Here is a 21,583-nt window from a genome sequence, read left to right on the forward strand (position 1 = left end):
AATCCCTCACCATCCGTTCAACTGCTAAGAAAATCCTTTCTACATAAACCGTGATTCTGCATCTTCTGGTTGAGCGTGCGCCTCGGCAAATCCAGCTCTTCCATTACTGCTGCAATATTACCGCCGTGTTTCCTGAGAGACTGCTCTACAACACACCGTTCAAATATCTCCGCCTGTTCGGCCAGAGAATGATGAACCTCTTCGCTGCCAAGCGGATCTGACTGATTGAGCAGATAGGAAATGCGATTTTCCATTCTATGCGAGGAAAGCACATAACGCTCGGCAAGATTTTTCAACTCACGCACATTACCAGGCCATGAATACGCCATAAGTGCTGTAATATCCGATGGTTTAAGCGGTATTGGTTCGCGATTATATCGCTTAGCGGCCTGTGCGGTAAAATAGTCGAAGAGAAGTACAATATCTCTACCGCGTTTTCTAAGAGGCGGAATAGTGATACGGGCAACATTAAGACGATAATAGAGATCTTTTCTCAAAACGCCATCTGCGCACGCCTGCTCAGGGTCGACATTCGTTGCACTTATCACCCTGATATTGATGGGGATTGGCTTATTTCCGCCGAGCCGCTCAATCTCTTTTTCCTGCAATACCCGCAACACCTTGGCCTGCATGTTCAAGGGCATATTGTTAATTTCATCAAGAAATAAGGTACCACCATCAGCGCGTTCAAATTTACCTATACGCCTGCCTATTGCTCCCGTAAATGCACCCGATTCATGACCGAAGAGTTCGCTTTCAAAAAGCCCTTCTGGAATTGCCCCGCAGTTAATAGCCACAAATTCACGATCGGCTCTGTCACTTGCCTCATGCAGACAACGGGCTGAGACCTCTTTACCGGCACCAGTCTCTCCGAATAAAAAGACACTTGCATCCGTCGGTGCCAGGTCCTGAATTTCCTGCCGCAAAAACTGGATAGCATCACCGGTGCCGAGCAACTTGCTCTCGATCGCACTCGTATCCTGCAAACGTTTTTTCAAGGCCCGATTTTCCAGTACCAGTGCCCGTTGCTCTTCGGCTCTGCGAATCGTCTCAAGCAAAATGTCCGGCTCAAACGGTTTCTCGATAAAATCATACGCACCTTTACGGATTGCTGTCACCGCCATGGGAATATCACCATGGGCAGTGATCAGCACGACAGGTATTTTTCTGTCTATAGCAAGCACCCGCCGCATGAGTTCAAGCCCGTCTATTCCGGGCATGCGGATGTCAGTAACCAGAACTCCGTCAAACGAACGGTCAATGGTATCGAGAACGCCACGACTGTCAGCAAAGCAGTCCACTTTGAAGTCGGCCAGTTCCAGCCACTGGCCCATTGCCACCCGCATGGATTCTTCATCATCAACCAGGTATACCCTTCCTGCAGGTTTCATAGATCTTTTCCACTTCGTGTTATTGATTCCGACTGAGACAGAGGAAATTCAAGCTCAAAACGTGCTCCTCCCTCCTTCCGATTTATTGCCCGGATATTACCACCAATATCCTGAAGGATCCCGTAGCTTATTGAAAGTCCAAGCCCCAACCCCTCGCCACTCTCTTTGGTTGTGAAGAACGGCTCGAAGATATTCTCAAGCACATCAGCACTGATACCTTTTCCGCTATCCTCAAACACAGCAAGCACCTTATCCGCCTGCACAGAAACAGAGATTATGATCTCTCTTACCGGAGCGTTTTTTACAGCATCCATTGCGTTTTTCAGCACATTACTCAGCACCTGCTCGACCCGCACCGTGCCACCAGGAATTCTTGCTGTCCCTAAATCCGGCAGTATCGTTTCAACGATTATGTTGTGTTTATCCAGCTGTGGCCGTGTAAACTCCAGCACCCGTTGCACCCGCTCGGCAAGATCAACATCTTCACTGCGCCCTTTCGATTTTCTTGAGAACGTTTTCAGTTGGCCGGTAATGCCTGCCATACGATCCGTCAGATCAGCGATGAGTGAGAGGTTCTTCTCAACATTGTCGATCTGGCCCCGCTCGATAAATATCCTGCAACTGGCAAGAAATGTACGGATAGCGGTTACAGGTTGATTAAGCTCATGGGCGAGAGCTGCAGACATGCGCCCGAGCGCCGCCAGTTTGCTTGTCTGAATCAACTCTTTCTGAGTATCACGCAGACTTTGCTCAGTTCGTTCATGTTCTGTAATCTCTTCCTGCAACCGTAGGTTAAGCTCATGTATTTCTCTGGCACCACGTGCTTCCTGCCTTGATATCAGTTTCTGCCTTCTTTCCCGGTAATAGAGAAGTGCCAGAAATACCATAATAAAAAAGGTTACAGAGGCAAATATTGTCAGCCTGACGATATGCTTTACATTCTGGATATCCAGGAGATAATGCAACCGCCAGCCGTAGTCGGGCAATTGTTGTGAAACTTCGAGATAGGGCTTTTCATCCACAAACAAAATGTTGCCGTATTTCGTATTATTCCGACGTATGGTCAGCACTTCAAGCGAAGTACCTGGGTATTGATTTATCCGTAAGGTCCTGGTCGTTCCTTCAGACAATGGCTGAAGCGTTTTATATTTCCAGTCGCTGGAACTTGAAAGAATAATAACACCATAGGCATCGCTGACCATGATTGTTTCATCCCCGCCGGTCCAGCTTGACTGTATTGGTTCCAGGTCAACCTTGACCACCACAACCCCGAGCAGTTCGCCAACATCCAGTACAGGATACGAAATAAAGAACCCCGGCTTTCCCGTCTGTAAACCAACAGCATAGTAGCCCCCTGCCCTGCCATTTCTGGCATCAATAAAGTACGGGCGAAAACCGTAATTATGTCCAAGCAGGGATTGCTCTGTCCGCCAGTTACTTGCTGCCACAGAGCTGCCCCCCTTATCAAGAACAAAAATCAACGCCCCTGTTGCATTGGCAAAGTCTTCAAGATGCGGGTTTACCTTGATTTCATCTACCTCGCCCCGCAACAACGCTCTAATACGCGAGTCCCGGGCAAGTACATAGGGAAGATGGCGATATTTCTCGAGACTGTCTTTTAACGATTTAGCATAGAAAATAGCACGGGAATGGCCACTCTGATACAGCTCCTGCTTTGCTCTCTGCTCAACAAAGATTGCAAGATTCCAGACTGTAAGAGCAACAAAAATAAGGGTTGCACAGCCAACAAGCATACGCTGTGTCGTATCTGAAAAGGTTTTTCTGGTGCCCTGACCGGTCATGGTTTATTCAGCTACCAGAAGGGATGCATTATCAATCACAGCGATCTTGCCGATAGTGGTACTGACGAGTTCCCCAGCCTCTGTTGCAGATATTTTTGAGGCCCCGATCTTTTCACATAATTCAGTGGTAAGCTCGGTTACCAGCTTGATAGTAATTCGTCCTGTTTTTTCCATCATTGCCAGTGCTGTGCCGCCGTTTCCTGCATAATCGTTTGCCAGATGGGCAAATGTCTGCTGCCAGCCGCCCATCTCAAAATAGGGCAGAAATGTTTGTGAACCGATTCCATCACGGCACTCAGTCAGGACAATCAGCGTTCCACCATCACCTACAAGCTTTGCTGCATTATGCACCGACTTATGCGCCTGAATAAAATTAATATCTTTGGGGAAGCCACCTGCTGAAGCAACTACCACATCATACGACTGCTGTGCTTTGATCTTGTAACACGCATCAAGTTCCTTGCAGACTTCTCTGAAATCATCATAGGAGCTGCCAAATGAGAAGGTAGCAACCTTCCCCTTGCTATCGAGAATACCGTGTATTGATATATATGGTGGCAACATTCCGTGTACTTCCTCAAGATCATCCGCGAGAGGATTCCCCTGCAAATTTCCCGGCTGACAACCAGGTGCAAGCGTGCCATTCTCCGCGTCAAGAAAAAGCCGATGATTTGTATAGATCGATGAACGCTCACCAAGGCCGGGAAAAATAAGCTTTCTACCACCTCCATACCCGGCAAAATAGTGATGGGAAACAGCTCCGATAGTAAGGATGAGTGCTGCATCACAAAGTTCATGCCGTACCAGCACGGGTGTGCCACGTTTGGTTTCACCCAATTTTCTGAAATCATTTATATCATGGCAGTCATGATGGACAAATGTGTAGTGATCGTAAACATCCCCGTAAGCGTGAAGACACTCTTCATCCGATTGCGGCGGGTGTGTACCGTAAGCGATATAAAAGGTAATATCACTCTGATCGACATGTCGTTTCTGCAATACATCCACAACCCACGGCAGGATCTGGTTATAACCGCATAACCGCGTTTTATCTGCAACCACAATCGCCACAGATCCGCTGATTGTTCGCTCTCCGATGAGACTATTCAGGCGGGCAGTGAAATCCTCATGACTGATATTGTATGCAGGCTCTTTTACACGCAGCAGATCAGCTGCTTCAGGAACATCCAATTCAATTTTTTCGCTTCCATATTTTAAGGATATTCTATCCATAATGACTCCATTTCTGTGGAATATCGTGATTACTATTGAATACTCTTGTTCTACTTCTCACCTATCAAGAAACATTCCACGCGGAAGGTTAATACAGTCAAACAGTATCAGCCTCTTTTCATAACATAATTTCAATATCTTTCTCAAATATACAGCAAGGTATCGGCAATATCTTGCTTATTAACAACGCAGGATGAGCAAGATATTGCTCATCCTGCGTGCGTAAAGATAAAACGTATTAAAAATTCATATCAATACCAAGAAGATAACAACACGTCTCACAACAGTATATATGGCCCGTTTTTTGCTTTTCATCTTACAGGAAATCTCAAATCTATAATTGAAGATTTGAGGTCATTTGCTTACTTCATTCAAGGTGGAGACATGAACATGAAATCAGTAGTAGCCCGTATAGCCCTGTGTGCTTTTGCTCTGAGTATATTTGCTGCAGGGTCAGTCAGCGCTGTAGAAGAGCGCAGTTATCTGCTTGCCACAGCAAGCACTGGTGGAACCTACTATCCTGTCGGCGTCGCTATTTCAACAGTGACCAAAGTCAAACTGCAGCCAACAGAAAAAATTGGGATGTCTGCCATTAACTCAGCAGGATCCGGAGAAAATATCAAACTCCTGCGCGACAATGAAGCGCAGTTTGCAATTCTTCAAGGCCTCTATGGATACTATGCATGGAACGGTAAAGGACCGCTTGAAAAAGACGGCCCACAGACCGATCTCCGTTCCGTGACCATGCTCTGGCAGAATGTTGAGCAGTTTACAGTCCAGGCAGATAAAGCACCAACCGGAACCATAGCTGACATCAGCGGTTTGAAAGGCGGTCGCATGTCACTTGGTAAAAAGAACAGCGGAACACTTGGCTCCAACACCGTTCTTTTGAGCAACCTCGGCATGGCTCCGGATAAAGACTTTGACCTGGTATATGTCGGATACGGTCCTAGCGCCGATGCACTGCAAAACGGTCAGATCGACGGAATGTCTACCCCTGCCGGAACTCCTACCGGTGCAGTTACCCGCGCAATCGCCTCCATGGGTAACAAGGTTAAGCTGCTTGAGTTCACTGAAGAGCAGGCAAAACAAGCTGATGGTGGTCTCGGATTGTGGACTGAATACATCATCAAGGCGGGCACCTATCCAGGTCAGGAAAAAGATATCAAAACCATCGCTCAGCCAAACTTTCTTGCCGTACGCGCTGACGTTGATGAAGAAGCTGTCTACAAAATCACCAAAACCATCTATGAAAACCTCCCATTCCTGAATGCTATTCATAAGGCAACCGCAGTTATGAAGCTTGAAAAAGCTATCGCAGGTCTGCCGATGCCACTGCATCCCGGCGCAATGAGGTATTTCAAAGAAGCCGGATTGGTTATTCCAGAGCGTCTTGTTGCCAAATAGTTTCAATCCGAAAACGGTGATTTTCTTCTAACTCGTCGTTGCTCTCAAAATTTTATCCTCAACATATCGTACATATGGTTGCGGTAAAATTTATCGAGCGCCTCGATTTAGAAGATAATCCCTCGTTTCGAAATGAAACTATGAAGTTATTTAAGAGACCCTCAATATTTACGATCTAAATTCGACAATTCCGGCAAAACGCAATCGCATTGGGAGCACAGCATGAAAGCAGATGAAATGATCAAACCCGGGGAGACTTTTGTAGAACAAGCCCTGTTTACCATAGGCATACTGGTCTCATTGGTTCATATCTATTTCAACATTTTCGGGGTGCTCCCTTCACTTACCCAAAATGCCATTCATTATTCAGGTTTTGCGCTGCTCGCTGCACTCTTGTACCCGTTTAGAGGCAGCATGAAAAAACGTGGCAAACTGGGTTTGTGTCTCGATTGCATTCTCGGCATTACAGCTGCATTCTGCGCTGCTTATATGATCAGTATGGAGGATGCTATATATGAGCGTGGTGTACACTTAAGCAATCTTGAGTGGATCGCCGGCATCGTGCTTATCCTCACAGCTATAGAGTTTACCCGCCGTGCAACAGGCTGGATAATCCCGGTACTGATTGTCCTGGCGCTCAGTTATGTCGGCTGGTGGGGCCAGTATGTCGGCGGTGTTTTCAGATTCAGTGGTTTAAGCGCAGAAACTATTCTCTTTCGCTCCGTCTATGGTGATGACAGTCTCTTTGGCAATATCGCCTTGATTTCATCGACTTTCGTCTTCATGTTTATTCTTTTCGGAGCGTTTCTGCTACGATCCGGCGCAGGTGATTTTGTTATCAACCTTGCGCGGGCAGTGGCAGGTAAAACAGTGGGCGGGCCGGGACTCGTTGCGGTATTTGCCTCGGGTCTTACCGGTACTATTTCAGGTTCAGCAGTGGCAAACACCGCATCTACAGGTGTTATCACTATCCCACTTATGAAAAAAGCCGGGTTTGAAGGACGTTTTGCTGCAGGAGTTGAAGCTGCGGCATCCACAGGTGGACAGCTTATGCCACCGATCATGGGTGCCGGTGCGTTCGTCATGGCAAGCTATACCCAGATTCCCTACACCACAATAGTGCTCTACTCAGTTCTTCCAGCAGTTCTCTATTTTGCAACCGTTGGATTTTTTGTGCGTATTGAGGCGAAAAAGACCAATATCGAGGTCGTCAAAGATGATGAGTTAAGCGTTCTTGCAATCTTGAAACAAGGTGGATTACCCTTTCTTCTCCCGGTTTCGATATTAATCGGCATGCTCATCTATGGCTTCACCCCGACCTATGCGGCTGGCTATGCAATCATTTCTGTAATCATCAGTTCATGGATGACCCCGAACAAAATGGGCGTGCGAGCGGTTTTAGAAGCCCTTGCTCTTGGCGCGAGAAACATGATTATGACCGCAATTCTTCTCTGCGCTGTCGGCCTTATAGTAAACGTGATCGCTACAGCTGGTATCGGCAACACCTTTTCGCTTATGATCACCAACTGGTCGGGTGATAATCTGGTCATCGCTATCGTCCTCATTGCCCTGGCCTCGCTGGTTCTCGGCATGGGGTTACCTGTTACAGCCTCATATATCGTGCTTGGTACATTATCTGCGCCTGCACTCTATAATCTTATCGTCGATGGTCAGGTGGCCGAGATTATAGCCAGAGGCCTGTTAAGTGAAGAAGCAAAGGCGGTCTTTATGATGGCCGTGCCTGACAAAATGGAACTCATCGGCCAGGCCATGCCACTGACGCAGGCCAAAGAACTCTTTGGCTCCGTGCCAATTGAACTCAGCGACACCCTGCGTGGCATGATAATGCAGCCAGAGGCTGCAACCTTTGCCCTGCTCTCAGCTCATATGATAATTTTCTGGTTGAGTCAGGACAGTAATGTCACCCCGCCTGTTTGCCTGGCCGCCTTTACCGGTGCAGCTATTGCAGGCACCCCGCCAATGGCCACAGGTTTTCAGGCATGGAAAGTTGCCAAGGGGCTGTATATTATTCCACTGCTCTTTGCCTATACACCGCTGCTTGGCGGTTCTCTCGTTGAAATACTCTCTATTTCATTTTTTGCCCTGCTTGGTCTTTATGGATTTACTGCAGCGATTCAAGGCCATATGGAGAAACCATTATCGTGGATCGCACGCATCCTGATACTGGTGCTGGCTTTTTTCCTGCTCAAACCGGCTGCATTTGCAATTCATAGTGTCGTTGCCGTCATATTCGTGATGTTTTTCATCGCTAATATGAAAGGAAAATCCGGGTTTGCAAGCGCTTCAAAACCAGCTACCGGAGTAACGAACTGAAATCATGAATAACCGGATACTCCAATCTCTTGAAACTATTGTCGGTAGTACCAATGTATTTGCAGACCTTGCCGACAGGATATGCCATTCCTACGACGCCACCGGCCAGGAATATCTACCCGATGTTGTCGTTCATGCTGAGACAACTGCTCAAATCGCGCAGATAGTAAAGCTGGCAAATGCTGAAAAAATCCCGGTCATCCCACGTGGAGCCGGCAGTGGTTTCAGCGGCGGCACCTTACCTGTTGAAGGCGGAATTGTGCTGGTGCTCACCGGTATGGACAGGATTATTTCTATAGACGAAGATAATCTCGTTGCTATCGTACAACCCGGAGTGATTACCGCAAAGCTTCAGGAAGAGGTAGAGAAACTCGGCCTCTTCTACCCGCCCGATCCGGCATCACTTGATTTCAGTACACTTGGTGGCAACGTCGCCGAATGTGCAGGTGGACCGCGCTGCGTAAAATATGGTGTCACCAAGGATTATGTCATCGGCATGGAGGTTGTCACTCCCACCGGAGAGATTATTCATGCAGGTGGCACGACCATGAAAAACGTAGTCGGTTACGATCTCACCAAGCTCTTTACCGGCTCGGAAGGAACCCTCGGCATCATTACAGAAATCACCCTGAAGCTTCTGCCAAAACCTGAAGGCAAAAAAACGATGCTGGCCCAGTTTACCAGTATTGATGGCGCTGCAGAGGCCGTATCAGCAATTATTCGCGGCAAGATTATACCAACAACGCTTGAGTTTCTTGACGCGACCACAATAGAGTGTCTGCGCAAAGGTTCAGGCCTTGATATACCCGTTGAATGCCGTGCAGTGCTTATAATCGAAGTTGATGGTGATCTCGATATACTCGATAAACAGACCCAGCGAATTGCTGATATCATCCAACCGCTGGGAGTGCTGACAACCCGCATTGCAGAAACAGCACAGGAATCTGACGATATCTGGAAGCTACGGCGGTCTGTCAGCCCCAGTCTTCGAAATGTAGCACCAGATAAATTCAATGAGGATATCGTTGTACCACGCTCAAAAGTTCCTGATATGATTCGTGCTCTCGAATCCATCTCAAAAATATACGACATCCCCATCGTCAATTTCGGGCACGCAGGAGACGGCAATATTCACGTGAATGTCATGGTAGATTTGAGTGTTGTCGGAATGCAGCAAAAAGTTGACAACGCACTTGACGATATCTTTCAGGCCACCCTAGATCTTGGCGGCTCTGTAAGTGGTGAACATGGCATAGGCATAACCAAAGCACCATATATCAGCATGGAACTCGACGAGGCCACACGAAACTTTATGCAACAAATAAAAAAGGCGCTGGATCCCAACAACATCATGAATCCCGGCAAGATATTCCCGGGAACGAAAATCTCAAACTCATTATCAGATCACTAAAATTTTCTCAACGCTCATATCACAACGAACCGTTGACTCGGAACTTCATCAACAGAAAACAGTCCCTCACATGTAGCACTCCATATCAATAGACTCTTACTGTCGCGAGGGCCTAAATATCAAGGATTAAACATCGTGTAGAGTTTCATTTGTAGTTACTGAAGCTCAGAGATGAAGCTCTGACAGTGAATGGCAAAAGTTTAAGAATACTGACTCATCTCCAGGTTCACCCTCCGCCAATTGCAGGTAGAAGTAGAATTTTTTCAGCCCGGCCGACAGGAGTGTCAAATTCGATGAACCTGCCGTCAACAAAGGCCATTTGTACAAGGTCACTATTAAGATTAAGATGATGGACAATATCCAGAATTGTCTCATCCTTTGCTACCGATATCTCCCCATCCTTGGGGCCGTATTTTTCAAGACCGGCCAAAAGGCGTATTTTTATGACATGTTTATCTTTACCCATCTTTTCAAACTCTTAGTACATAGCATCTATCAGGCCAACACCCCGCTGGAGGTCGTGTTGGCCTGATAGAATGTTTACATATTAATTTTTAAGATCAGTTACATATTCTACTTCGTAGATATTATGAACTAACTCGCTATTTTTTCTGCTCTGTTTCACCATGAACATGATAAAACCTACAAGCATTGCGACCTCAAGTAACAGGATCGGAACACCGGCAATAGTTTTCACAACCTTAATACCATCCAGCCCACCAATAAACATGAAGACCAGAGACGTCGTTCCAATGAGCAGACCCCAGAAAAGTTTCATACCAATTGGAGCTTCTGTATGTGAGCTTTGTTCAACATCTGGATTATCGATGCTCAGCATGGAAACGGTAGATGTCATTGAATCGGCAAGGGTTACGAAAGAAATAAAGATAGTGAAAAGCATAATTGGACGAACAATTTCAGCAGCTGGCAGAAAGTCAAACAACCTCAACATCAGCACTTCATAACCCTTCGTATCCATAAGGACTTTAAGGTCAACACCTTCCAGGAAATGGGTATGAAGTGTCAATCCACCAAAGATTCCGAACCATATCAAGGCAAAAAGCGCCGGCAGGATCAAATTCACAACAATAAATTCACGAATAGTCCGACCATAACAGAGGCGCGCCAGGAACATTCCGGTAATCGGGGCAAAAGAGAGCCAGTCCGCCCACCAATACATATCCCACCATTGAGGCCAAAGATCACCACCAGGAAATGGGTCGGTAAAGGTCATCGCCGAGACAAAGTTATTTACAAAGTCACCAGTTGCCTGAACTGTGAGGTTCATAGAGAATTTTGTCGGCCCGAAGAGTATCGCAAAAACCAGGAGACCAATAAAAAGGATCGCATTTTTATCACTTAACCAGCGGATCCCTTTATTCAACCCTGTTGCGCTTGAGGTAGTGTAAGTTGCAACAATGAGTATACAAAGAGCTGTCCAGACCACCGGTCCCGGTACAATACCAAAAAGAAAATCCATCCCGCTGCCAAGCTGGAGCAACCCGTAACCAAGTGAACCGGCCACACCTCCAACAATTGCAAATAGCGTTAAGCCATCGACAACAGTGGCAGTCTTACCAAAAGCCCTGTCACCAAGAAGCGGATAGAGTGCAGAACTGACAGCGAAAGGTTTCTTGAGATTGTAGTGAGCGTAGGCGATAAGTACACCACAAACGACATAGATTGAATACGGAGTAAACGTCCAGTGCAGGAAACTGGTGCGCATTGCCCAGAGCATGGCTTGTTGACTACCAGGTTCCAGAAGCATCCCGCCTGCCGGAGCAAGTGAATGTTTAAGCGCTTCAGGAGCAGGCCAAAAGACTATTCCCATAGCCATCCCGGCACAGAGAGACATCGCCCACCAGTTCCAGGTAGAAAATTCAGGTTTGGCATCTTTGCCCCCGAATCGTGTGCTACCAATGGGGTGTACCAACAAGAAAATAGCAAAAAAAACAAAACTCAGACAGCCGAGGCTGAGCATCCAACCGAAATTCTGCATGAGCAATTTGAAAAAATCCCATAACAACGCATGAAATGCTTTCTGATCAATAAATCCCAAAATCAGAATAGCGCCAAATATAACGAGGGGTGCAGCAATAACCCCATATCGCAACTTTTGACCTTCTTTAATACCTAGCATTCGAATCCTCCTCCTGAATCGAAGATATATATTTAGAACGGTGACAGGTTCATTTGCTTTCGCCAGATAATCTGGCTACAAGCCGAATGGTTTATCGTGCGTGCAGGTTTTCTTCACGTGCTTCCACATCCGTTTCACAAACTGGTGTCATATGTCGCACTATGGATGAACAGTTTACAACCGTAAAGAACGTGAAAATTGCCTTATTTCTTTCCTCCTTCAATTAGCCCTGAAAATTCAATATCTAATCAGGGGATCTGGAAAGCGTGTCGAAAAAATGAATATCTGCCAATACATGGTCTCATCCTTTCTGGCCAGTAAGGGGAAACCACTATTCATATTTAATCCACACAGCAATAACGGTTACTTGTGATGCAAGATCTTGAGTAGGCGTAATAATAACAAAAAAACCTAATAACGCCGCTGAGAGTTTTGCAGGTTTTGCATGCAAGAAATGCATGGAAGATTATTGATAATCTGAGGTGATAAACAATTGGAATGGGCAAAAAGCTATAACCAGAAGTGACCTGTTAAAGATCAATTATGCTTTTCATGGCCTCGTCCTGAATCCACTCATAGAAAATACGAGCTGGGTCGTTTTCTTTATGTCGAGCTGAAGAGGAAAAGACCCAGTAGCCATAGATCGTATTTACCGGGTCTCCAAGGGTCTCAAGAAAACCATCTCGTAATATCGTTGAAGCTACGGTGATATCGACCATAGCCACTCCCATGCCGTGGATCGCCGCAATGATGGTTTGATCCTGGGTAGAAAATTCAATACCCTCAGCAATCTTTTCAGCTGTCGGTGTAATTACCGGGTCACTACAACGATCTATCCATTGCTCCCAATAAGGTAATCTGCTCGTACCTGTAAGGGTATGAAGCAATGGAATCCCTTTCAGAGATCCAGTAGCAAGAATTTTTTCTTTAATGGAAGGCGCGCAGGCAGGAATGATAATTTCGGGAAACAGAACCTTGCCACCAATTTTACCGAGTTCTTCAGAACCAAAACCAACCTGACAATCATATTCACCAAAACTGCTATAGTTTAGATTAGTATGGGTGGAGATTGAGAGAGTCGCGGGACAAATATCACGAAACGACAGAAGTCGGGGAGCGAGCCATCTGGATGCAAAAGTTGGCGGCAAGGCTATAAAGAGTCTTCTTCGTGATTCACCTTTTCGCAATCGTTCTACTGCAGATGAAACCTCACTCAATGCCTTGCTGACAACTTGTTGAAAAACCTGTCCTTCCTCGGTGAGAGTCAGTCGATTGTTGTCACGTATAAAAACTTCAAACCCAAGGGTCTCCTCAAGACCTTTAATCTGTCTACTAATAGCACTCTGGGTAAGAAAAAGTTCTCGTGCAGCAAGAGTAAAGCTGCCAAGGCGGGCAGAACACTCAAATGTCTGCAACACCTTGGCGCTTGGCATGTTTTTAAGCATTACATCACCCTTCCCATCAGTTTCGCACTCATCTACAAAAACGTCAGCCCTGAAATCGGAAAGGATGATACCACAATGGTAGTTTTTATACCGCTATTTGTTATCGCTGGTCATTGAGAGTTATTTGGGAGCATTTTGATTGACATATTCTGATAATTTCAAAAAGTCTCCCCCTGTCTCTTTATATACCCGTGTTGCAAAAGAGTAGCCTCTTTCCATTTTAATTCGGGTCATGAGCGGGATAATCGAGTTAATGTTCTCTCTGTTTTTTTGAAGATTTACAGTCACTCCCTCTATGCATTTCGTTCTGAAAATCCGAACGGCATTTTCAAGACATGTTATCGCATCGAGAATATTTATGACGACTGTCGCCTCCCATACATTCAGATCGAGTTCCCCATGTTCCAGAACCATTTCCCCAGCATGACAACGCCCTATAGCCTGAAAACAACTCTGGATGAGAAATTCAGGTACAGAAGGATTCACCTTCCCTGGCATAGCAGAAGAACCGGGCTGCACAGCAGGCAACTCAATCTCACCGAATCCGGTTTGCGGACCTGAAGCAAGCAAACGTAAATCTTTGCCGATTTTTATGAGACCTTTTGCAAGGAGCTTCAATTGACTACCGACATGCACCATATCATCGAGATTCTGCGAACTGTCAAAGAGGTTGCTACTTCTTTTTAAGCGATTCTCCCCAATGACTTTCTGAAGTGCCGGTATGATTTCATCAAGATATCCACTATCAGCATCAACCAGCCTTCCAACCATGGTTCCACCCATGTTTACAGAATAGAGTGCATTCACCGCTTCTGCTGTCCGCAATGCAGACCTGTTTACAAACGCACTATATCCGCTGAAAAAGTCAAAAAATGTAATCTCCACCGCATCCTGCAGACAGGTTCTTGAGATCTTCTGTACATCTTTATATTTTTCTCCCAGAGCTGTTAAAGAATCAGTGAGAGATCCGAGCTCATTTTCCAATATGTTCCATTTGACAATAATTGCCAGATGACATGCGGATGCGAACACATCGTTGGTTGATTGATTAAGATTAACATGATCATTTGGATGAACCGGGCCGTAACTACCGAATGATGAATCAAAATGAGTGCGGTTAGCAAGATTGGCAATAACCTCATTTATATTCATATTAAAAGAGATCCCTCCGCCACCATGAAAGGAATGCACAGGGAATTCATCTTGCGGTATATCGGCAAGCAGCGTATCGATAGTTGCCACTATTGCAGTTGCCAGATTTTCTTCCATTGTACCGGCTTTCACATTAGCAATAGCCGTCGCCTTTTTCACCTGCAGCATTGCAGTAAGAAGTTCAGGATATTCTGAAAACTTCTTTTCTCCACAGAGCGGGAAGTTGTCGAGGGCACGTTGTGTCTGGGCTCCATATGCTGCTTTTGCCGGAACCAAAACTTCACCCAGAAGATCATGTTCTGTGCGATATTTCTGTGCGTTTTCTGTCATGGTAAATTGAAATCCTATAATAGTACTGCAGTAATTACTGAATGAACACCTTCCCTGTATTTTTCAGGGTATGGTCATCTCTCATATAGTTCGGATTGCTGGAGTTTCTCAGTATTGCCTCAAACCCTTCATTATCATATGGGTCCACAACTACTTCAGGCGCTTGATCCGGACCAGTTTCACTACACAGTGCAGCATGCCTTTCAAGTTTTTCTATGGAAAAACTGACAAGCTCTTTTAAAAATCCAAAAGCGTGGCGCATCTGATGAAATCCGTGTTTCTTCATAAGGGCATAGCCTATCATTGCATCGTGCTCTGCCACAGGGCCCGGCTCTGCGGCGCTTGTCGTGCAGCCACTGTGAATTGATGGCAAATCAAGGCGGGCACAAACTTTAGCCATAAGCAAGTTTGCAATATTATGAGAGATAAGTCCCAGATCCACTGAGTAGTTTTTCTGGATGTTTGCAATTGACGGCAACCCTGCGTGAACCACGGTGATCCCCGGGTTCATTACCTGGGCCAGTACTATACCGAAAAGAGCTTCGGCATGTGTTAGAGCAAGAAGACCTGAAAGCGAGTACGGTGCAGAAAGGCCAGCCATCGGCATGGTAGAGAGAGAGACCGGCACTCCCTCCCTGACTGCTTTTAAGAATGGAGCAACCATCCCGTTAATAATATTAAGTGGACTGTTTATGATAGCGAACTGCAAGGTGAAGTTTCCCCTTGCCTGGTGCAGTTTCTTTGCAAGCGCGAGCCCTTCATCCGTTTCTACGCCAGAGATATAGATCGGTTTTCTGCAATGTTCTGCAATAAGCTCAATTGTTTTAACCTCCTGCCCTTTAACAAGAACTCCACGATGCATAAAACTAACGGCGTCAGCTTTATCTGCAATTCGTGCTATTCTAGCCACATGTTCCAGGGTTGGCAGTATCAGCTCCCCTGTTTGGTCATCGTAGATAAAAGGTGCTGTACCACCTATACCGAACGAATTGTCCTCGACCCAGAACTGACCACGCTTTGGAGCAGTAGAAAGGGCCTGCTCGACAAGTGGTGAAAGGATATGAAGATGACCGGAACTGTCATCAAAAGCCGCCATTCCGGTTTCTTCAAAGATTTGTCTGATTTCCGGATGAGCACACCGGATACCAACTTCTTCCAGAATTCTGACACCATCCTGGTGAATCTGGTCTAGATACTGGTCACTTACAAGTTCTATCGTCATTACTTTTCTTAGCGTAAAGTTATCGTAACTATTCAGCAGCACTCCAACTGCTCACGATCAGGCCGTCCTGCATACAGGTGTATAGTTACCCAGCCTGCTTGTGTGCATTTAGAGCACTGCTGAACAGCTACAGGTCCCAGTTAAGGCAAGGATGTTTGATATTCGCTGAATAGTTACAAGTTATCTATATTTTAGCGCATCGCTTCTACTCGTCGAACCAACAACTATTCCTGAGTAAAGGGAGCTTTGGCAGACCTTCGATCCCGTGGGATACGACAATCCGCGTTATAATCGTTGATATGATCTCGCGGTGTATAGTTCCGTTCAAGTTCATAAATTTCATCTTCGCTAAACGGTTCCATCTCTAACGCCTTGATTGCTGTATTGAGTTGCTCTGCGGAGTCGGCCCCTGCCAGCATTACATTTATGTTTGAGTTTTGCAGAACGTAGGCCTGAGCAATCTGTGCCGGGCTCACATCTCTGTGCTTGGCGACACGTAATACTGACTTGGCAATCTCCAGTGAGACCTCATCACTGAACATCTCATGGGTGAAGAAATCAGTTGTGTTACGAACCGAGTCAACGTCGCAGGTGAGAAGGCCTCGAGCAAGGGGGCTAAATACTGAAACTGCGATATTCTCGTCCCGACAAAGTGGAATCATCTCACGCTCTTCTTCACGGTAGGCTGCTGAATATTGGAGCTGCATGTTGATCGGTTTTTCCCAACCGTTTTTATCACAAACGTGCAGTATTTTTGCAAATTGCCAGGAGTACATGGTAGAGCAGGCCAGATACCTGACTTTGCCGGATTTTACCAGCTCATTCATTGTAGACATGGTCTCTTCTACAGGCGTATTGGTGTCGTAATAATGGAGCATATAGAGGTCTATATGGTCAGTGTTCATGCGCTTTAACGAACCGTGAACAGCGTCCATAATGTGAACCCGCGAATGACCACCATTATTTTGCCCTTTACCGATCGGGTAACCAACTTTGGTGCAGAGAACAATCTCGTCCCTTACGCCCATACGGTTTACGATATTACAGACAACCTCCTCATTGACACCGCTCGAGTAAAAATCAGCCAGATCAATGAAATTTATCCCGCTTTCGATCGCGTGGCGTACAATCGGCTCACTCTCTTCCTCGTTGTAAATCCATGGTTTCCACTCTTTACTGCCCATGTTCATGGTACCTAAACAAACTTTTGAAACGTTCAGTCCTGAATTTCCTAATCGAATGTACTCCATAGCAAAGCCTCCATTGGGGTTTTAGTTTTGCTCCTTTTAGCTTTTGATGAACAATTTCAGCAAATGAATCTTTTGCATCGTGTCCATGCAGTAATGTCATTTGTACTTTTCCATGTCGGTTCATATAGTTGTCGCGTTATCTAAAAATCTATCCAGGGAGAAACATATGGGCTACGGATATACCGGAAACATTCTACGAGTGGATCTGACAAACGAAAAATTGACTGTTGAGCATCAGGATGAAAACTTCTACAGGAAATACGGTGGGGGCAGTGCTCTCAACATGTATTACCTGTTAAAAGAAATGAAAGGTGGCGTTGATCCACTGGGGCCGGATAATCTGCTCTGTTTCTCAACAGGTGTTACAACAGGCATTGCCGCACCGGGTCTTTCCCGACTTGTTGTTTCGGCAAAATCACCATTGACCGGACTCGCCGGGGACAGCCAATCCGGTGGTTTTTTCCCGGCAGAGCTGAAGTTTTCCGGTTTTGATGCAATTATCATCAAAGGCAAGGCTGACCGCCCTCTCTACCTTTCTATTATCAACGGCACTCCCAAGCTCCACGAGGCAGTTCATCTTTGGGGAAAAGACACAGGAGAAGTTGAAAGCGAGATTCAAAAAGAGGTTGGCGAACCAAAGGCTATGGTTTTGCAATGCGGCATAGCCGGTGAAAAACTGGTTCGTTTTGCTGCGCTTATCTCCATGCGATCACGAGCCAACGCCCGCAACGGTATGGGGGCAGTCATGGGTTCAAAAAACCTTCGCGCTATCTGCGTTCGTGGCAAACAGCGTCCTGAGGTTTTCGACAAGGAAGCAATCAAGGCACTTTCGAGAGAAAGTGCAGAGTTGTTGCCCCGCCTTGGAGGGCTTGCGAAATACGGCACCCCTTCCTCTCTCATCGGCAAACATGATACCGGTACCCTGCCAACACGCAACTTTAACAGCGGGGTCTTCGAAGGTGCAAACGCGATAAACGGAATGCAACTGTGGAATGATTATCTCAAAGGCAGAGAAAGCGATAATCAAAATAAGGAAGGTCGCGCTACCTGTTACGGCTGTAATGTTAGATGCAAACGTGTGGTAGAGGTTAAAGAAGGTAAGTACACGGTTGATCCGCAGTATGGTGGGCCCGAATATGAAAGTCTGGCGAGCTTTGGTTCCTACTGCGGAGTCGACGACCTGTCAGCAGTAGTCAAGTGCAACGAACTCTGTAACCGCTATGGCATGGATACACTCTCGTTAGGCGGCACACTTGCATGGGCGATGGAATGTATTGAAGAGGGGTTACTGACTGTCGACCAGCTTGACGGTATTGACCTGCGCTTTGGCAATGCGGATGCGATGATTGAGATGGTGACAAAAATTGCACAGCGTGATGGCGTTGGAGATATCCTTGCGCTGGGAAGTGAGCGGGCGGCTGATCATTGGGGCAAAGGTCATGAGTACCTGACGACCACTAAAAAACAAGAGACGCCCGGACACATGCCTCATATTAAGCTCACATGCGGGTTAATATATGCCGTGAACCCTTTCGGATGCGATCATCAGAGCCACGAACATGACCCTGTTTATGAAGAGGGTGGGTATGAACCATATGAAGATCGGTTGACATCTATAGGGCTAACCACTCCTCAGCCATATATGAGTTTAAACCCCGAAAAAGTTCGTTTCGCACGGCGCACCCAGTATTTTTACTCTTTTGACGACACCATGTCTTGGTGCCAGTTTGTCTGGGGACCAGCTTGGCATGTGTATGGGCCTGACCATGCCGTAAAAATGATGCGCGCTGCTTCAGGGTGGGAAGATTTCGATATTGAAGAACTCCTGACTATTGGCGAACGTCGTGTCAATCTAATGCGTGCGTTTAATGCCAGAGAAGGAGCAGATTATAAACTCGACACTGTACCGGAAAAGTTCATTACCAAAGGGTTGAAAGGTGGTCCAACCGATGGTGTGAAAATTGACCGCGAACAGCTTCAGGCAGCTATAACCGAATATTATCTGCAAGCCGGATGGGATTCTGAAAGTGGCAATCCTACGAAAAAAACCTACGAAAGATTGGGTATTGAATGGGTAGCGGAAGAACTCGGGATGTAGAATTTAACCTGAAAAGGATACCGTTATGGAAGATGTGAAAAAGTGGGCTTTACAATGGCTGAACTCCCCTATAAAACAATACATTAACGGGGAATGGATTGAGGGAAATGGGCAGGATTGGGAAGTACGGAATCCAGCCGATGGCTCTCGACTTACGGCGTTTCCGCTTGCATCAAAAGAACAAGTGGAAATGACTGCCGCAATTGCCCACGAAACATTTTTCTCCGGTATCTGGTCAAAAAAAAGTCGCGGCGAGCGTGGAGATCTGCTTCATAAGATTGCTGATCTTATTCGGAGCAATCTGCACATGCTTGCCGCACTTGAAACTCTGGCCAATGGTAAATTGTATAAGGAATCATGTGTTGATGATATCCCAACCTGCGCTGAAATATTTGATTACTATGCAGGTTGGGTTGATAAATATTATGGAATATCAAGCCCGGTAGAAAGTGGTTATCTCAACTACAGTCTTATCGAACCTGTCGGGGTTTGCGGTCTGATTGCACCCTGGAATTTTCCTCTTTATCAGGCTGCTCTTAAAATTGCTCCAGCACTGGCAATGGGCAATACTATCATTATTAAACCTTCTGAGTTTACCCCATTCACCGCTCTCTTTCTTGTTGAACTCATTGATAAACATCTGGATATTCCACCGGGGGTAATAAATCTCCTCATAACAGATGGCGAGGCGGCAAATAGCCTTACAACAAGTGATGATGTGCACAAAGTATCCTTTACCGGATCGACAGTGATTGGGAAAAAACTGGTTCAGAATTCGGGAGCATCTAATCTCAAAGCGGTGACGCTGGAACTTGGTGGGAAATCCCCCTGCATTTTTTTTGAAGACACTCCAGACCTTGATGGAGCTATTGACAGAGCCTTTACAGTTATGTTTTCGCATAAAGGCGAAAAATGTTCTGAACCCACCCGCTTCCTCATACAGGATGCGATTTATGACCGTGTTGTATCAGCACTGGCCTTAAAAGCCGCGGCAATACGCTGCGGTGATCCATTTGCAGTGACCAGCACTCAAGGGGCACAATGTAACAGGGCGCAATATGATAAAATATTGAGTTATATCGAAATCGGTAAAGCTGAGGCTGAACTGGTTGCAGGCGGCAATGCAGATATTTCCGGTACGAACGAAAAAGGCTTTTTTATACGACCAACCATTTTCTCTAATGTTCAGGCGAGTTGTCGCATCTTTCAGGAAGAAATTTTCGGACCTGTACTTACCTGCACACGATTTCAATCTGACGATGAAGCTATTGCTCTCGCAAACAACACAATATACGGCCTGGCTGCCGGAATCTACACAGGCAATATCAGTCGTGCGCATAGACTTGCCGAAGAGATTAATGCCGGAATGCTCTTTATAAACCGGTACGGTTGCTACGGACTCAGTAGCCCTTTCGGAGGCTTCAAGCAAAGTGGCTGGGGAAAGGAAATGGCAATTCACTCCCTCGCTTCATACACCAAAGAAAAATCGGTCTGGGTCTCTTTTGGATAAAAAAATTCGTTACGCTGTAATAAAGTATCAATTCGATTATGACATAATATTCATGGAATATTTAAAAATTTGTTAATGAATATCACTCCAAACAATATTATAAGGCTCCCCGAATGATTAATGACAAAGGTCATTTAACAGTTGAGAAAATCGTCAACTTCGCGAATCTTGAAAGCCAGGCAGTGCTTGAGATAGGATGTGGTGATGGTCGAATAACTCAGGGACTCATTGGAAAGTCGGAATCATTGATTGCCATTGATCCTAATCCAAATGCAATTGCTACTGCAAAAAAACGCATCCCCAATGCTGATTTCAGAATAGGATCGGGCGAGACTCTTGAATTCAATGATGCCTCTTTCGATATGGTATTGTTTACCTTGTCATTGCATCATCAACAATGCGACATGGCGCTGGGCGAGGCAGCACGGGTACTAAAAGATAGCGGTAAAATCTTAGTTATTGAACCTGCTGTAGATAGCGAAATATCAATTATTTGTAATGTCTTTCATGATGAAACACCTGTGCTCGAAAATGCTATTAAAGCTATTGATGCAAGCATATTCAAGATCGCTTGCACGGAGGTCTTTTACACTGAATGGGAATTTGTGGATAATCAAGAGCTATACAATTGGCTCTTCGAATTTTATCAAACTCCGTATGACAACGTAAAACTGGGAAAAGTAAACGCGCTTTTAGGGCTGAGCAAAGGATCGCGGCCTTTAAACCTGAAAGACAAGCTTGTAATTACGAAGTTAACCAAACTTTAATTCAGCATGGAAATCCTTGGCCTCAGGCCAAGGCCAGAGCTCATAGGTTTTGCCGTGTGAACGACTCATTACTACAACTTCAACGATGTTG

General features: G+C 45.9%; 15 protein-coding genes. 6 read left to right on the forward strand and 9 right to left on the reverse strand.

The window, feature by feature from the left end; all coding sequences use genetic code 11:
• Nucleotides 1–17 precede the first annotated feature (17 nt).
• The 3 genes from FCL46_RS16775 to FCL46_RS16785 are packed head-to-tail and all read right to left on the reverse strand — an operon-like array spanning nucleotide 18 to nucleotide 4,426.
• A complete protein-coding gene (locus FCL46_RS16775; RefSeq protein ID WP_136809874.1) occupies nucleotides 18–1,391 on the reverse strand; it encodes a sigma-54-dependent transcriptional regulator in 1,374 nt (457 codons plus the stop codon).
• Nucleotides 1,388–3,193, reverse strand: coding sequence for a sensor histidine kinase (locus tag FCL46_RS16780; protein ID WP_136809875.1), 1,806 nt, complete (start codon nucleotides 3,191–3,193; stop codon nucleotides 1,388–1,390). Before FCL46_RS16780 ends, FCL46_RS16775 begins: the two co-directional genes overlap by 4 nt.
• Before the next feature lie 3 nt (nucleotides 3,194–3,196).
• A complete protein-coding gene (locus tag FCL46_RS16785; protein WP_136809876.1) occupies nucleotides 3,197–4,426 on the reverse strand; it encodes a lactate racemase domain-containing protein in 1,230 nt (409 codons plus the stop codon).
• Nucleotides 4,427–4,816: 390 nt separating this feature from the next.
• Between FCL46_RS16785 and FCL46_RS16790 the strand changes: the two genes are divergently transcribed.
• The 3 genes from FCL46_RS16790 to FCL46_RS16800 all read left to right on the forward strand — a co-directional run bounded on the left by FCL46_RS16790 (nucleotide 4,817) and on the right by FCL46_RS16800 (nucleotide 9,578).
• Entirely contained in the window at nucleotides 4,817–5,833 is a 1,017-nt protein-coding gene (locus FCL46_RS16790) for a TAXI family TRAP transporter solute-binding subunit (protein ID WP_228723238.1), read from the forward strand.
• A 222-nt stretch (nucleotides 5,834–6,055) separates the two neighbouring features.
• Nucleotides 6,056–8,167, forward strand: a complete 2,112-nt coding sequence (locus tag FCL46_RS16795; protein WP_136809878.1) for a TRAP transporter permease — start codon at nucleotides 6,056–6,058, stop codon at nucleotides 8,165–8,167.
• 1 nt (nucleotide 8,168) lies between these two features.
• Nucleotides 8,169–9,578 carry an FAD-binding oxidoreductase gene (locus tag FCL46_RS16800; RefSeq protein WP_136809879.1) on the forward strand — a complete coding sequence of 470 codons (1,410 nt, stop codon included), beginning with the start codon at nucleotides 8,169–8,171 and terminating at the stop codon, nucleotides 9,576–9,578.
• A 226-nt stretch (nucleotides 9,579–9,804) separates the two neighbouring features.
• Here FCL46_RS16800 and FCL46_RS16805 read toward each other — a convergent pair whose 3' ends face one another.
• The 6 genes from FCL46_RS16805 to FCL46_RS16830 form a co-directional block, all read right to left on the reverse strand.
• Nucleotides 9,805–10,044, reverse strand: a complete 240-nt coding sequence (locus tag FCL46_RS16805) for a MoaD/ThiS family protein (RefSeq protein WP_136809880.1) — start codon at nucleotides 10,042–10,044, stop codon at nucleotides 9,805–9,807.
• Nucleotides 10,045–10,125: 81 nt separating this feature from the next.
• The gene (locus FCL46_RS16810; RefSeq protein WP_136809881.1) at nucleotides 10,126–11,718 is read right to left on the reverse strand and encodes a BCCT family transporter; all 1,593 of its coding nucleotides are present in this window, start codon (nucleotides 11,716–11,718) and stop codon (nucleotides 10,126–10,128) included.
• Nucleotides 11,719–12,248: 530 nt separating this feature from the next.
• Entirely contained in the window at nucleotides 12,249–13,163 is a 915-nt protein-coding gene (locus tag FCL46_RS16815) for a LysR family transcriptional regulator (RefSeq protein WP_136809882.1), read from the reverse strand.
• A gap of 120 nt (nucleotides 13,164–13,283) precedes the next feature.
• Nucleotides 13,284–14,645: a lyase family protein gene (locus FCL46_RS16820; protein WP_136809883.1), complete on the reverse strand. Its 1,362-nt coding sequence runs from the start codon at nucleotides 14,643–14,645 to the stop codon at nucleotides 13,284–13,286.
• 34 nt (nucleotides 14,646–14,679) lie between these two features.
• A complete protein-coding gene (locus tag FCL46_RS16825) occupies nucleotides 14,680–15,867 on the reverse strand; it encodes a trimethylamine methyltransferase family protein (protein WP_136809884.1) in 1,188 nt (395 codons plus the stop codon).
• A gap of 224 nt (nucleotides 15,868–16,091) precedes the next feature.
• Nucleotides 16,092–17,117 carry an aldo/keto reductase gene (locus FCL46_RS16830; protein ID WP_136809885.1) on the reverse strand — a complete coding sequence of 342 codons (1,026 nt, stop codon included), beginning with the start codon at nucleotides 17,115–17,117 and terminating at the stop codon, nucleotides 16,092–16,094.
• Between the two features lie 166 nt (nucleotides 17,118–17,283).
• On the opposite strand from FCL46_RS16830, the gene FCL46_RS16835 reads away from it, so the two are divergent.
• From FCL46_RS16835 to FCL46_RS16845, 3 genes are all read left to right on the forward strand, one after another.
• The gene (locus FCL46_RS16835; RefSeq protein ID WP_167506035.1) at nucleotides 17,284–19,215 is read left to right on the forward strand and encodes an aldehyde ferredoxin oxidoreductase family protein; all 1,932 of its coding nucleotides are present in this window, start codon (nucleotides 17,284–17,286) and stop codon (nucleotides 19,213–19,215) included.
• Between the two features lie 25 nt (nucleotides 19,216–19,240).
• Complete coding sequence (locus FCL46_RS16840) at nucleotides 19,241–20,725, forward strand: aldehyde dehydrogenase family protein (protein WP_136809887.1); 1,485 nt, start codon at nucleotides 19,241–19,243, stop codon at nucleotides 20,723–20,725.
• 113 nt (nucleotides 20,726–20,838) lie between these two features.
• The gene (locus FCL46_RS16845) at nucleotides 20,839–21,492 is read left to right on the forward strand and encodes a class I SAM-dependent methyltransferase (protein ID WP_136809888.1); all 654 of its coding nucleotides are present in this window, start codon (nucleotides 20,839–20,841) and stop codon (nucleotides 21,490–21,492) included.
• The last annotated feature ends 91 nt before the right edge of the window (nucleotides 21,493–21,583 follow it).

Source organism: Desulfosediminicola flagellatus (genome assembly GCF_005116655.2).
Taxonomy (GTDB): Bacteria; Desulfobacterota; Desulfobulbia; order Desulfobulbales; family Desulfocapsaceae; genus Desulfopila; species Desulfopila flagellata.